Raw genomic sequence first — 14,339 nt, 5'->3', positions numbered from 1 at the left:
CGACTTGAGCATGAGTTGTGCCGCTTCTACCGTCGGATCGAATCCCCGATCCCCTCGTCGAGAGGTACGTCATGGTCGACACTGCCGTCCGTCCCGTCTCCACCCCTGAGCCCGAGCGCGCATCGCACGCCGCCGAGCCCCGCATCGATCAGGCCGCCGTCGGCGCCGCCCTGCTCGGCACCTGGGCCGACGTGCGCCGGCAGGCGCGTCAGATGATCAAGGACTCCGCCTTCTGGAAGGTCGACGGGCTCACCATCCACGATCACCGTGAGCGCGTGTTCGGGCAGCTGCAGCTGCTCGTCGATGCCGGCGTGTCGGGGGTCGCCTACCCGACCGAGTACGGCGGCCGTGCCGACAACGGTGCGAACATCGCCGGCTTCGAGGAGCTCGTGCTCGCCGACCCCAGCCTGCAGATCAAGGCGGGCGTGCAGTGGGGTCTGTTCGGGGCGGCCATCCAGCAGCTCGGCACCAAGAAGCACCACGACCTGTGGCTCGACGACGTGCGCGAGCTGAAGCTGCCGGGTGCGTTCGCGATGACCGAGACCGGTCACGGGTCGGATGTCGCGGCCATCGGCACGACCGCGACCTATGACGTCGAGACGGCGGAGTTCGTGATCCACACGCCGTTCCGTGGGGCGTGGAAGGACTACCTCGGGAACGCCGCGGTGCACGGGCGGGCGGCGACCGTGTTCGCGCAGCTCATCACGGGCGGCGTGAACTACGGGGTGCACTGCTTCTTCGTGCCCATCCGCGACGAGGCGGGCGCGTTCCTCCCCGGTGTCGGCGGAGAGGACGACGGCGTCAAGGGCGGTCTCAACGGCATCGACAACGGTCGCCTCCACTTCGACCAGGTGCGGGTGCCGCGCGAGAACCTGCTGAACCGGTACGGCGACGTCGCTGCCGACGGTACGTACTCCAGCGACATCCCGAGCCCCGGCCGCCGCTTCTTCACGATGCTCGGCGCGCTGGTGCAGGGCCGCATCTCGCTCGACGGCGCCGCGACCACCGGCACGGCGCTCGCGCTGAAGATCGCCGTCACCTACGCGAACCAGCGACGCCAGTTCGACGGCGGCACCCCCGAGGGCGAGCTGACTCTCTTCGACTACGGCAAGCACCGCCGTCGCCTGATCCCCCGCATCGCGACGGTGTACGCGCAGGCGTTCGCGCACGACGAGTTCCTCAAGAAGTTCGACGGCGTCTTCAGCGGCCGCACCGACACCCCGCAGGAGCGGGAGGACCTCGAGACCCTCGCGGCGGCGCTGAAGCCGCTGTCCACCTGGAACGCCCTCGAGACGATCCAGGAGGCGCGAGAGGCCTGCGGCGGCGCCGGCTTCCTCGCCGAGAACCGGCTCGTCGGACTCCACGCCGACCTCGACGTCTACGTCACCTTCGAGGGCGACAACAACATCCTGCTGCAGCTGGTCGGTAAGCGCCTGCTCACCGACTTCGCGACGCAGTTCAAGGGCGCGGATGCCGCCAAGCTCGCCCGGTACGCGGTGGGCCAGGTGGCCGGGCGCGCGTTCCACGGTGCGGGCCTGCGGCAGATCGGCCAGGCGTTCGTCGACGCCGGCTCCACCGCCCGGTCGGTCGAGTACGGCCTTCGCGGCGAGCGTCAGCATGAGCTGCTCGCGGGCCGCGTGCAGCAGATGGTGACGGATGTCGCCACCCGCCTGCGTCCCGCCGCGAAGCTCGATGCGACGGCCGCCGCCGAGCTGTTCAGCGACAACCAGGCCGACCTCATCGCCGCCGCCCGCGCACACGCGGAGCTGCTGCAGTGGGAGGCCTTCACCGACGGCCTCGCGCTCATCGATGACGAGGACTCGCGTCAGGTGCTCACCTGGCTGCGCGACCTGTTCGGCCTGCAGCTCATCGAGAAGAACCTCGCCTGGTACCTGATCCATGGGCGCCTCTCGACCCACCGTGCCGCGTCGGTGAGCAAGTACATCGACCGCCTGTGCGCGCGGTTGCGCCACCACGCGCAGGACCTCGTCGACGCATGGGGCTTCGAGCCCGAGCACGTGCGTGCGCCCATCGCGTCGGGCGCCGAGCGGGCTCGCCAGGACGAGGCCCGCGCGTACTACCGCGACCTCGCCGCGTCGGGCGTCGCCCCGGTCACCGAGAAGTCGCTCGGCAAGAAGAAGCGCTGACCCGGATGTCTCATCCCGCCGCTAGCGTGGCGGGATGAGCAGCGGCATCCAACTCGATGACGACGGCCTCGCGCGCTGCGCGTGGGCGGGCAGCGATGCGGAGTACCGCCGCTACCACGACGAGGAGTGGGGCGTGCCGCTGCACGGCGATCGTGCCCTGTTCGAGAAGCTGAGCCTCGAGGGCTTCCAGGCGGGGCTGTCGTGGATCACGATCCTGCGCAAGCGCCCGCGGTTCCGCGAGGTGTTCGCCGGCTTCGAGCCCGTGACGGTCGCGGCGTTCGGCGACGCCGACATCGAACGGCTCATGGCTGATGCCGGCATCGTGCGCAACCGCGCGAAGATCGAGGCGACGATCGGCAACGCCACCCTCGTGGCGGCGCTCGCCGACGGCGAGCTCGACACGCTGATCTGGTCGTTCGCCCCGACGCCGAGCGGTGCGCCGCGGGCCGCGTCCTACGGCGACCTGCCCGCGTCGACGGCGGAGTCCACGGCGCTCAGCCGTGAGCTGCGCCGACGCGGGTTCCGGTTCGTGGGGCCGACGACGATGTACGCGCTGATGCAGTCGGCGGGGCTGGTCGATGATCACGTCGAGGGGTGCTGGCGCGCCGCCTGACGGGGCGGATGCCGCGGCTCAGCGTCCGGCGTCGAACAGGTGGCGTCCCTCGTGGCTGAGCACCTTGATGACCACACCGCGACGGCGCAGTTCGGCGACCGTGCGGGTCTCCTCGTCGATGCTGCGGCCGAGGGCGTGGATGCTGGCGACGACGACCACGTCGCCCGCCGACAGGGTGCCGAACAGGCGTACGAGCCGCTGCTCCCACGACTCCAGCGTCTCGGGGGCGGGGTGGCGGAAGCCGTCGATCGGCACGCCGAAGCGGGTGAGGTCGTCCCGCTGCTGCACGACCGACGGCATGTCGTCGCGGGCGACGACGAGTCCGACGAGCCGCGACCCGGCGGGACGGGCCCGCCACCAGTCCCGGTCGGCCTGCAGCTCGGTGAAGCACTTCGGGCAGTCGGCGGCGGCGTGGGGAAGGTGCACCGGGCTCGTCAGGGCGTCGCCGCCCGCGGACGGGCGGGGGGACGGGGCATCCGTCTCGCTCATGGCCTCACCTCCGCTCGAACTCTAGTCGGCGCGGATGTGCGCGGCTCAGTCGTCGCCGTCGTCGAGCCGCAGTTCGAGGCTGATCTGGTCGGCGTCGAGTTCGGCGAGGGCGCGTCGGAGGGTCGAGGTCGAGTAGCCGCCGTGGGTGGAGATCTCGACGAGTCGGTCGCGCATCGCCTCGATGATGACGATGCGCAGCTCGAGGATCTCGCGCATGCGTCCGGTGAGCACCTCGTCGCGCGGTTCGGTCATGCGGGTGCCGACGTTCGCCGCCATGCCCTCGCTGAAGGCGGTGCCGTCGGCGCGGGTGAGTGTGGGGTCGGCGAGAGCGGTCGCGGCGGCGGCGCCCAGTTCCGCGTCGAGGCGCAGGTGCTCGTCGCTCGCCGCGTCGTCATCGCTCGCGGGCGGGATGCGGAGGGCGCGCACGACGCTCGCGAGGGTGAAACCCTGACCGAAGAGGCTGAAGACGGCCACGAGGAACGCCACGAAGATCAGCAGCGAGCGGTGGTCGATGCCGGTGGTCGGAAGCGTCTGGGCGGCGGCCAGCGTGACGACGCCGCGCATGCCCGCCCAGGTGATGATCGTGCCCTGCTTCCAGCCGAGCGGTGACGATGCGTAGTAGTCGGCATCGGCGCTGAGACCGGCGAAGCGGCGCCGCACGCGCTCCTCGTCACGGCGGAGCCGATCGGCCTGGCCGCGGTGCTCCTCGGGAATGGTGCCGTCGGCGATGCCCTTCAGCTTCGCGCTGTAGGTCGACAGGTCGAGCCGTGCGTATCGACGGGCGCGGGAGCGCATGCGCCAGAGCAGGAACGCCACATAGGCCGCGCGCAGCCCCAGCATGATGCCGAGCGCCGAGAGCGCCAGCCAGGCGCCGTGCCAGAGGCCCTCGTACTCCTCGAAGTTGCGGTTGACGACGTCGCTGAGTTCGAGCCCCATCACGAGGAAGACGCCGCCCTCGAGCACGAGCTCGATCGTGCGCCAGTTCAGTTCGTCCGACATGCGCTGCTCGGGCGTGAACCACTTCGCCGCGCCTTGGCTGGTGATGATGCCGGTCACGACCGCAGCGACGAGACCCGAGGCGCCGACGGCCTCGGCGGGAAGGTAGGCGACGAAGGGGACGACGAAGCCGATGGCGGTGTTGGCGGCCGAGCTCCCGATGCGCGCCCGCACCCGAAGGTTCACCCAACCGACGATGACACCCACGATGACGGCGCCGAGCACCGCCCACACGAAGGAGATCATCGCCTCGCCGAGGGAGAAGCCGCCCGCGATCGCCGCGATCGCCGTGCGCAGGATCACGAGCGCGGTGGCGTCGTTGAGCAGGCTCTCGCCCGCGAGGATCGTGGTCACGCGGGGGGCGATGCCGAGCCGCTTGACGACCGAGGTGGCGACGGCGTCGGTAGGACTGAGGATCGCGCCGAGCGCGATGCCCAGCGGCAGGCTGAGCCCCGGGATCACCCAGGTGAACACGACCCCGAGGGCGACGGAGCTGAGCACGACGAGCAGCACCGACAGTCCCGCGATGGGGCGGATGTCGCGGCGGAACTCGATCGCCGGCAGGGCCACCGCCGAGGAGTAGAGCAGGGGCGGAAGCACGCCGACGAGGATCCATTCGGGGTCGACCCGTGGCAGGTCGGGGATGAACGGCAGCAGTGAGCAGAGCAGTCCGATCGCGACGAGGATGATGGGCCCGGCGACGTTGTGACGGCGGCCGAACGCTGTCACGACCGCGACGACGATGACTCCTGCGACGACGAACCACAGTCCTTCCACACCCGGACCCTATCGTTCCGCCCGGCCCACCGTGGAGGCGTGTCGGGCGGCCTCCTCGGCCTGCGGCAGACCCGCGAGTACCGTGAGGGGATGACGGTCAGCCAACTCGACGACGTGCTCTATCCGCCGATCGAGCCGTACGAGACCGGCATGCTGCTCGTGGGCGACGGCAACCGGGTCTTCTGGGAGCAGAGCGGCAATCCCGAGGGCAAACCGGTCGTCTTCCTTCACGGCGGCCCCGGGGGCGGCACGTCCGCCTGGCACCGCCGCTTCTTCGACCCCGAGCGCTACCGCATCGTGCTGCTCGACCAGCGCGGATGCGGCCGCAGCACCCCGCACGCGAGCGAGCCGGGTGCCGACCTCGCCTACAACACGACGTGGCACCTGGTGGCCGACATCGAGCTGCTGCGCCGCAACCTCGGCATCGACCGGTGGCAGGTCTTCGGCGGCTCGTGGGGCAGCGCGCTCGCCCTGGCGTACGCCGAGGCGCATCCGGAGGCTGTCAGCGAGCTCGTGCTGCGCGGCATCTTCACCCTCCGCCGCCACGAGCTGGAGTGGTTCTACGAGGGCGGGGCGAGCGCGCTCTTCCCCGACCTCTGGCAAGGGTTCCTCGCGCCGATCCCGGTGCTCGAGCGGTCCCGGCTGATCGAGGCGTACCACCGGCGGCTGTTCGACCCCGATCCGGCGGTGCACGTGCCGGCAGCGCTGGCGTGGACGACGTGGGAGGCCTCGACGATCACCCTCCGGCCCGACGCCGACACGGTGACCGGGATGTCCCGGCAGGAGCACGCCGTCGCGTTCGCGCGCATCGAGAACCACTACTTCGTGCACGAGGGCTGGTTCCGCGAGGGGCAGCTCATCGAGGACGCCGGGCGGCTGCGCGACATCCCGACCGTCATCGTGCAGGGCCGCTACGACGTCTGCACGCCGCTGATGACCGCGTGGGACCTGTCGCAGGCGCTGCCCGAGGCGCGCTTCATCGTCGTGGACGACGCGGGACATGCCGCGAGCGAGCCGGGCATCGCCCGGGCGCTGCGCGAGGCGACCGACGCCTTCGCGGCGGACTGAGCTCAGCGCCCGGCGATGAGGTCGGCGGCGACCTCGCCGATCACGATCGCCGGGGCGTTGGTGTGGCCGCGGATGATGACGGGCATCACCGAGGCATCCGCGACCCGCAGGCCGTCGACGCCGCGCACGCGCAGCTCGGGATCCACGACGGATGCCGCATCCGCGCCCATGCGCGCGGTGCCCACCGGGTGGTACAGCGTGTGGGAGTACGCGCGCAGGGAGCTGGCCACCCGCTGCTCGACGGTGAGGTTCTCGCCGTTCTCGGGCTGGATCCAGCGCCCGGTGGTCACGGCGCCGAGCGCCTGGGTGCCGACGAGCGCATCGCAGACGCGCAGGCCCGCCGAGAGGGTGTCGGCGTCGAGGCCGTCGGGGTCGCTGAGGTAGCGCGGGTCGATGACGGCTTTGGCGAGCGGGTCGGCGGAGGCGAGGGTCACCGTGCCGCGACTGCGGGGTCGCAACAGGATCGCGCCGACCGTGATGCCGTCGCCCGGGAGTGGAACGAGGCCCTCCCCGACGTAGGGCGCGGCGGCGAAGATGATCTCGATGTCGGGGAGGCCCGCGGGCGCCTGCGTGCGGTCGGCGACGCCGGTGCGCACGAAGCCGTAGCCCTCGGCGACGTTGGAGGTCAGCATGCCGCGGTGGCGGGTGAGCCACTGCAGAGTCGGGGCGAGCTCCTCGCCGTGGAACAGGGTGCGTCCGGTCGCCTCTGGCGCGAGGCCGGCGACGAGGTGGTCCTGCAGGTTGGCGCCGACCTCGGGTGCGTCGACGACGGTGTCGATGCCGTGGTCGCGCAGGTGGTCGGCGGGCCCGATGCCCGAGAGCATGAGCAGCTGCGGGGTGTTGACCGATCCGCCCGACAGCACGACCTCGCGGCGGACGATGACACGACGGATGCCGCCCCGCACCGACAGCTCGACACCGACCGCACGTCCGTCCCGCACGATCACGCGCCGCGCGTGCGCGCCGGTGACCACCCGCAGGTTGCGGCGCCGGGCGGCGGGGCGCAGGTAGGTGTCGGCCGTGGAGGCGCGTCGCCCGCGGTGCGTGGTGAGCATCGTCTCGGAGAAGCCCTGGTCGTGCGGGTCGTTCGCGAGGGTCACCGGGTAGCCCAGCTCCCGTGCGGCGTCGAGGAACGCGGCGGTGTGGGGCTGCGGGCTGCTCTGACGCTCGACCCACTGCGGTCCGATGGTGCCGAGCGACGGGTCGTGGGCGAGGTCGGTGCGCTCGACGCGGCGGAAGTAGGGGGCGAGGTGCTCCCACGACCAGCGGTCGCCGGCACTCTCGGCCCATTCGTCGTAGTCGGCGGCGAACCCGCGGATCCACATCATCGCGTTCAGCGACGACGAGCCGCCGAGCGTCTTGCCGCGCGGCCAGAACACGGTGCGCCCCTCGAGCCCGGGCTGCGGCACGGTGTCGTAGTTCCAGTCGTACCGTCCGCGGAACAGCTTCGAGAATGCGGCGGGCACGTGGATGTAGAGGTGCCGATCCACCGGGCCCGCCTCGAGCAGCAGCACCGAGACCGACGGATCCTCGCTGAGGCGGGCGGCGACGGCCGCGCCCGCCGACCCGGCCCCGACGACGATGTAGTCGGCGGCCTCCGGCAGGCGCGCGCTCATGATCCGAGCGCCTTCGTCAGGGTCGTCACGAGGGTGATCGGGCTGCCGGTTGCGCGGTAGCGGGTGAGGCCCTCGCTCACGGCCGTGCCCGTGCGCGAGGTCACGAACCAGGGCGGCTTCGGCAGGATCGTGAACCGGCTGCGCCCGAGCGATCGCGGCGCGGGGCGGAACGGCCCCCGCAGCACCGAGCGCTCGATGCGGTCGACCAGGAAGGTGTTGTGCACGACACCGAGACCGCTGCCGACGTCGGCGACGGTGTGGCCGGGGAACGCGCCCCACGAGAGGGCCGGCGTGGCGAAGAGCACGCCCGTCCACGCGTTGATCGCGATGCCGCCGTAGCGCAGCGCCGCGATCTCCTCGTCGAAGGCCGCACCGAGCGTCGACTCGGTGACCGGGTCGATGAGCACGTTCGCGCCGAGCGTGCCCGCGAGCCGGTCGTTCGCGTGGGCGACCGCCGCCCGCAGGAACTCCCGCCCCTCGCCGGGCAGCTCGACGACGCCGAGCACGGGGGAGAAGTACTCCGTCGTCTCGAGGGCGGTGGCGGCATCCGCATCGCCGGCCTCGATCAGCAGGCGCTCGTCGCCGCAGTGCTGCGCGTCGGGGTAGTCGCTCTCGGCGGCCGACAGCTTCGCCGCCGAGTTCGGGTACCAGACCGGCCGCGCGGGCGCTCGGCCGTAGGCCTCGCGGAGCGCCTGCAGGAAGGCGTCCTTCTGGGGCCAGGATGCCGCGAGCAGCACCACCTGCCCCGCGATGCAGTTGTGGCCGCTGTTGTGGAGGCGCATCGTGACGACGTGCTCCGCCTGGTAGCGCAGATCGGCGTCCGACCATTCGCCGGGAACGACGATGATCGGGGAGACCCCGCCGAGCTCGGCGGTGATGGGGTGGGCCAGGCGCGGGTCGTCGGCGCGGCGGCGGGACGCGGCATCCTCGCCCTGCCCCCACACGATCGCGTCGAAGGTCACCGCGGACCCGGTGATGTGCACGTGGTCGACGCCCTCGTGGGCGGTGAGGTAGGCGCCGACGTCACCCGCGCCCCGCACGATGCGCAGGAATCCCGGCTCGATGAGCGCCGCGAGCGCGCGCTCGAAGATCGGCACGAGGGCGTCCTGCGTGGGGTTCACCTTGAGGATCGACACCCGTGAGAACGCGAGCAGCTCGTAGAGCACGTCGAGCACCGGGATCGAGGTGATGTTGCCGGCGCCGAGCACGAGTCCCACGCCGCCGGGCTCGGTCGGATGCCGCTGCGCGAGGCCCGCGGTGGCGGTGGCGTCCTGCGGGGTGACACCCGGCTCGAGCCAGACCTCGCCGGTGAAGCCAGAGAGCAGCACGTGGTCGACGGCGTGCGAGGGGAACGTGTGTACGCGGGTGCGCCCGCCCGGGCCGTCGTCGACGAACAGTTTCTCGATGGGGCTGCGGCCGGCGGCGAGTGCCTCGAGGCTCTCGATGTAGCCGTCGAGCCCGGTCAGCACGGCGTAGGGGCCCGAGAGCCACTCCTCGCCGACCAGCGGATGCCCGACGTGCAGGCCCTTCGAGCGCGCGGCGGTCTCGGCCCACTCCCGGGCGACGGCGCCGACCGCGGCGCGCACGCGCCTCAGCAGGGTCGCGCGCTGCGCGAGCGAGAACTGGGTCCAGACGCGGGATCCCGCGTGCAGGGCCGCGATCGCATGATCGATCTCGGTCCGGACGGTCTCATCGATCGCGCTGGGGGGTGACGCGGGGGTCGATGTCATGGCACTCTCCTTCGCGTGCGGACGCCCTCAGCATAGGGATGTCGCGCCCGGAGCACCATGGCATCGAGTGTCAGGGATGCCGCGACTCGGTGCCGCGGCATCCGATCACTCAGATGAGGGCGAGCTCGGTGAGCTTCGCCTCGACGTCGGCGTTGCTCGGCTCGACGTGGAAGGTCGCGTCGGGGTAGACGACGACGGGGATGTTCGTGCGGCCCGAGATCTCGCGCGCGATGTCGGCCGCGGCGGGCTCGGCCTCGACGTCGACGTAGTCGTACGCGACGCCGAGCTCATCGAGCTGGGACTTCGTGCGCCGGCAGTCGCGGCACCACTCCGCGCCGTACATGGTGATGGTGGTGGAGTCGATGGTCATGACTCCAGCGTAGGGCGGATTATAGGTCTCGGCTTGATTACGATTTGGCTATCCGACCCCCATGGTTCTCCACATTCCGGGCAAATCATAGGGTGCGGCATGCCAGCATGGTGGTCGGCGTCGCTGGTCGACGTCACTTCCTCGCTACACGGAGGCGAATGCCATGCAGGTGACTGTCGTCGTCCCGACCTACAACGAGGCTCCCAACGTCGCCGAGCTCGTTCGCCGGGTCGCTGCCGCGACCCCTTCTCTCGACCTCGAGATCCTCTTCGTCGATGACTCCACCGACGACACCCCGCGCGTCATCGAGCAGGTCGCCGAGACCGCCCCGATCCCGGTGCGCATGCTGCACCGCGAGGACTCGGTGGGCGGACTCTCCGGCGCGGTCGTGGCGGGCCTTCAGGCCGCGCACGCCGACGTCTGCATCGTGATGGACGGTGACCTGCAGCATCCGCCCGAGGACATCGTGAACCTGGTCGCCCGCCACGCCCGCGGCGACGTCGATGTCGTGGTGGCCTCGCGCTACACGGAGAACGGCGAGAACGGCGGCCTGTCGAACGCCCTCCGCGTGTTCGTGTCGCAGGCCTCGACCAACCTCACCAAGGCGCTGTTCCCGAAGAAGCTCAAGAACGTCACCGACCCGATGACCGGCTTCTTCCTCGTCGACCGCACTGCGTTCGACGTCAACGACCTGAAGCCGCGCGGCTTCAAGATCCTGCTCGAGATCCTGGCGCGCGAGTCGCTGCGGGTCGCCGAGATCCCCTTCTCGTTCCAGTCGCGTCACGCCGGCGAGTCGAAGGCGTCCCTCGCGCAGGGACTGAGCTTCCTCACCCAGCTGTTCGCGCTGCGGTTCGGCCGCATGTCGCTGTTCGCCGTGATCGGTGCGCTCGGCGCGGTCGCGAACGTCGTCATCATGTGGATGCTGGTGCACACCGGCGTGAACTACATGGTCGCCGCGATCATCTCGGCCGAGGTGACGATCATCGGCAACTTCGTGCTGCAGGAGCGGTTCGTCTTCCACGACATGAAGGAGCAGGCGTCGGCCATCTGGTCGCGCTTCGTGAAGTCGTTCGGCTTCAACAACGCCGAGGCCGCGGTGCGCATCGCGATCCTGCCGATCATGGTCGAGGCGCTGCACATCTCGAGTGTCATGGCCACCGCGATCACCCTCGTCGTCGCGTTCTTCGTGCGCTTCGCGTTCCACAAGTTCGTGGTCTACGCGCCGCGCCGCGTCGCCGCCGCGCCCGCGACGGCCGTCGCGCCGCGCACCGGCGTCATCGACGAGCTCGACACCAAGCCCGTCGCGACCAGCGAGGTCTAAGCCGCCCGGTCGGTGTCAGCCGACCGCTCGCGCTTGTCGCCCGCAGTCTATCCGCGGGCGCGCCGGGTTCCCGGCTGGGCATAGGGCCGCGGCCTAGACTGAGCCGCGCCCGCGGCGCCGCGGGAGGGCCGCGTCGGCGCGGCATCCGAGTTCCAGCCCGAAGGGGAACCATGACCCTCTCGCCCGCCGGTGCCGCATTCCGCGATGCCCGTGACTTTCTGCTCGCCCGCGGATCCGACCCGGTCGCCGCTCACGCCGAGTTCCGCTGGCCCGACGTCGGCGAGCACTTCAACTTCGCGGTCGACTGGTTCGACGGCATCGCCGAGGGCAACGACCGCGTCGCCCTGCGCGTGGTCGAGGAGGACGGCACCGAGGCGACCCGCACGTTCGAGCAGTTGCGCGTGCGATCGAACCAGGTGGCGAACTGGCTGACGGCCGCGGGCGTGCGCCGCGGCGACGCCGTCATGCTCATGCTCGACAACCGGGTGGAGCTGTGGGAGGCGATGCTCGCGATCCTGAAGCTCGGCGCCGTGATCCTGCCGACGTCGGTCGTGCTCGGCTCCGCCGATCTTGCTGAGCGCCTCGAGCGCGCGAACGTGCGGGTCGTCATCGCCGACCACGTCGACGCGGCGAAGTTCGACGAGTTCGACCTCGACCTCGTGCGGGTGAACGTGGGCGAGCACCGTGACGGCTGGCTCGATTTCGCCGCGTCGACGGATGCCGCCCCCACCCCGCCGGGTGTCGTCACCGACTCGACCGACCCTGCCATCGTCTATTTCACGAGCGGCACGACCTCGCGGCCGAAGATCGTCGAGCACACGCACGTGTCGTACCCGGTCGGCCACCTCAGCACGACGTTCTGGATCGGCGTGCGCCCGGGCGACGTGCACATGACCATCAGCGCCCCCGGTTGGGGAAAGCACGCGTGGAGCCTGTTCTTCGCGCCGTGGATCGCCGAGGCATCCATCTTCGTCTTCAACTACAAGCGGTTCGATGCGGCGGCCCTCGTCGACCAGCTCGACCGGCACGGGGTGAACACCTTCTGCGCCCCGCCGACGGTGTGGCGCATGCTCATCCAGGCCGACCTCGAGAAGCGTCCCGCGGGTCTGCGCGAGCTGCTGTCGGCGGGCGAGCCGCTCAACCCCGAGGTCATCCAGACGATCGAGCGGTGGTGGGGCATCCAGATCCGCGACGGCTACGGTCAGACCGAGCTGACCGCGGTGATCGGCAACACGCCGGGCGTGCCGCTCAAGCCCGGCTCGATGGGGCATCCGCTGCCGGGCGTCGACATCGTGCTGGTCGACCCGATCACGGGTGAGGTCGCCGACGAGGGCGAGATCTGCCTGCCGCTCGAGCCCCACCGGCCGCTGAACCTCATGACCGGCTACGTCGGCGAGCCCGACCGCACGGCGAAGGTCGAGCACGACGGCTACTACCACACGAGCGATGTCGCGACCCGGGACGCCGACGGGTTCCTGACCTTCGTCGGCCGCACCGACGATGTGTTCAAGGCGAGCGACTTCAAGGTGTCGCCGTTCGAGGTGGAGAGCATCCTGCTCGAGCACCCGGCGGTTGCCGAGGCTGGTGTCGTCGGCGCGCCCGACGCGCTTCGTCTCAACGTCGTGAAGGCGTACGTGGCCCTCGCGAAGGGCGCCGAGCCCGACGCCGAGACGGCGCGGAGCATCCTCGCGCACGCGCGCACGCACATGCCGCCGTTCATGCGCGTGCGCCGGGTGGAGTTCTTCGAGCTGCCGAAGACGATCTCCGGCAAGATCCGCCGCGTGGAGCTGCGCGAGCGCGAGCAGGAGCACGAGGGAACGCGCATCACGACGGAGTTCCGCGAGCAGGACTTCCCGGGTCTGAAGGACTGAGTCAGGCGCGCGGCCGGCGGCCCGCGGCATCCGTTCCGCGCCCGGTCGGCGCGGGCCGGGCGTTGTGCGTGCCGAGGTGGGGCGCGCCGAGGCCCGTGACGAACAGGTCGACCCCGAATGCGAACGCCTCGTGCGGCGGGGTGTCGTCGAGGGCGCTGCCGGCGGGCACGACCCCGAGACTGTCGAACTGCAGGCGCTGCTGCTCGTATCCGACCTGCCCGAGCACGAAGTGCAGCAGGGCGACCGCGGCGCGCCGGGAGGTCGCGGCGTCGAACCCGCCGCCGGCGATCGCGTCGGCGAGCCGGGTGACGGATGCCTCGCCCCCGAGCCCGAGCGCGAGGGTCGAGGCGACGAGCTCCGCGCCGTCGCGGTAGGCGAGCAGGGCGTCGCGGAGCGCGGCGGCTTCGGCGCGCACGGGCTCGGGCCACGCGGCATCCGTCACCGCGACCGGTCGCACGCGCGCGACGATGAGGTCGGCGAGGTCGGCGAGCAGGCTCTGCTTGTTGGGGAAGTGCCAGTAGAGGGCGCTCGGCTGCACGTCGAGGGAGGTGGCGAGCCGGCGCATGGTGAGGTCGGCGAGGCCCCACTCGTCGAGGATCGCGAGGGCGGCCAGGGCGACGCCGTCACGGGTGTGACGTCTCGGGGCGGAGTCGGCGGGCACGATGTCACTATACTGAACGCCGTTCAGGTGAACAGTGTTCAGGTAACCCGTCCCGAAGGATCCCCATGGCCGCCACCCGTCGCATCGACGCGACAGACCTCGCCCGCGTCGCCGTCTTCGCCGCCCTCATCGCCGTGCTCGGCCTGCCGGGCAGCATCAACATCGGTCCCGTGCCGATCACCCCGCAGACGCTCGGCGTCATGCTCGCGGGCGCGATCCTCGGGCCGTGGCTCGGCGCGCTCTCGGTGACCGTGCTGCTCGCGCTCGTCGCCGTGGGCCTCCCGCTCCTCGCCGGTGGCCGCGGCGGCTTCGCCGTCTTCGTGGGCCCGACCGTCGGCTACATGCTCGGCTGGATCCTCGGGGCGATCGTCATCGGACTCGTCGTGCGCATCGGCGGCCGCATCCATTGGACCACCACGATCGCGGGCCTGCTGCTCGGCGGCATCGTCGCGATCTACGCGGTGGGCGTCCCGTTCGTCGCCCTGATCGTGCGCATTCCGCTGGATGCCGCGGCCATCTCGTCGATCGCGTTCATCCCCGGTGACCTCATCAAGGTCGCCATCGCGACGGTCGTGGTGCTCACCCTCTGGCGTGCGTACCCGCGCGCCTTCCGGCTCGCGCCGCGCCCGGCGCCTGCGACCACGGCGGTGCCCGTGATCGCCGACGGCCAGGCATGATCG

12 protein-coding genes are annotated in these 14,339 nt (G+C 71.2%); 6 read left to right on the top strand and 6 right to left on the bottom strand.

Features of this window, described 5'->3' with window-relative positions; genetic code table 11:
- Positions 1-71 precede the first annotated feature (71 nt).
- Positions 72-2,147, top strand: coding sequence for an acyl-CoA dehydrogenase family protein (locus tag RR49_RS07895; protein ID WP_045247522.1), 2,076 nt, complete (start codon positions 72-74; stop codon positions 2,145-2,147).
- Between the two features lie 34 nt (positions 2,148-2,181).
- Complete coding sequence (locus RR49_RS07890; protein WP_045247521.1) at positions 2,182-2,760, top strand: DNA-3-methyladenine glycosylase I; 579 nt, start codon at positions 2,182-2,184, stop codon at positions 2,758-2,760.
- An 18-nt stretch (positions 2,761-2,778) separates the two neighbouring features.
- On the opposite strand, the gene RR49_RS07885 is transcribed toward RR49_RS07890, so the two are convergent.
- Positions 2,779-3,249: a recombinase family protein gene (locus RR49_RS07885; RefSeq protein ID WP_048809085.1), complete on the bottom strand. Its 471-nt coding sequence runs from the start codon at positions 3,247-3,249 to the stop codon at positions 2,779-2,781.
- Between the two features lie 45 nt (positions 3,250-3,294).
- On the bottom strand, positions 3,295-5,022 hold the full coding sequence (locus RR49_RS07880; RefSeq protein WP_045247520.1) for a cation:proton antiporter: 1,728 nt from the start codon (positions 5,020-5,022) through the stop codon (positions 3,295-3,297).
- 90 nt (positions 5,023-5,112) lie between these two features.
- Between RR49_RS07880 and pip the strand changes: the two genes are divergently transcribed.
- A complete protein-coding gene (gene pip, locus RR49_RS07875; RefSeq protein ID WP_045247574.1) occupies positions 5,113-6,090 on the top strand; it encodes a prolyl aminopeptidase in 978 nt (325 codons plus the stop codon).
- A gap of 2 nt (positions 6,091-6,092) precedes the next feature.
- Here pip and RR49_RS07870 read toward each other — a convergent pair whose 3' ends face one another.
- From RR49_RS07870 to RR49_RS07860, 3 genes are all read right to left on the bottom strand, one after another.
- Positions 6,093-7,706, bottom strand: a complete 1,614-nt coding sequence (locus tag RR49_RS07870; RefSeq protein WP_045247519.1) for a GMC family oxidoreductase — start codon at positions 7,704-7,706, stop codon at positions 6,093-6,095.
- On the bottom strand, positions 7,703-9,436 hold the full coding sequence (locus RR49_RS07865) for an aldehyde dehydrogenase family protein (RefSeq protein ID WP_045247518.1): 1,734 nt from the start codon (positions 9,434-9,436) through the stop codon (positions 7,703-7,705). The genes RR49_RS07870 and RR49_RS07865 overlap by 4 nt, the downstream gene beginning before the upstream one ends.
- Positions 9,437-9,545: 109 nt before the next feature.
- Complete coding sequence (locus RR49_RS07860) at positions 9,546-9,806, bottom strand: glutaredoxin family protein (protein WP_045247517.1); 261 nt, start codon at positions 9,804-9,806, stop codon at positions 9,546-9,548.
- 163 nt (positions 9,807-9,969) lie between these two features.
- On the opposite strand from RR49_RS07860, the gene RR49_RS07855 reads away from it, so the two are divergent.
- Both RR49_RS07855 and RR49_RS07850 read left to right on the top strand, forming a co-directional pair.
- Entirely contained in the window at positions 9,970-11,127 is a 1,158-nt protein-coding gene (locus RR49_RS07855; protein WP_045247516.1) for a glycosyltransferase, read from the top strand.
- A gap of 170 nt (positions 11,128-11,297) precedes the next feature.
- Entirely contained in the window at positions 11,298-12,998 is a 1,701-nt protein-coding gene (locus RR49_RS07850; protein WP_045247515.1) for an AMP-binding protein, read from the top strand.
- 1 nt (position 12,999) lies between these two features.
- On the opposite strand, the gene RR49_RS15430 is transcribed toward RR49_RS07850, so the two are convergent.
- On the bottom strand, positions 13,000-13,659 hold the full coding sequence (locus RR49_RS15430) for a TetR family transcriptional regulator (RefSeq protein WP_048809083.1): 660 nt from the start codon (positions 13,657-13,659) through the stop codon (positions 13,000-13,002).
- Between the two features lie 65 nt (positions 13,660-13,724).
- Between RR49_RS15430 and RR49_RS07840 the strand changes: the two genes are divergently transcribed.
- The gene (locus tag RR49_RS07840) at positions 13,725-14,336 is read left to right on the top strand and encodes a biotin transporter BioY (protein WP_045247514.1); all 612 of its coding nucleotides are present in this window, start codon (positions 13,725-13,727) and stop codon (positions 14,334-14,336) included.
- Positions 14,337-14,339 lie beyond the last annotated feature (3 nt).

This window comes from Microbacterium ginsengisoli, from assembly GCF_000956535.1.
Taxonomy (GTDB): Bacteria; Actinomycetota; Actinomycetes; order Actinomycetales; family Microbacteriaceae; genus Microbacterium; species Microbacterium ginsengisoli.
This window is presented reverse-complemented; position numbering and strand designations above follow the sequence as displayed.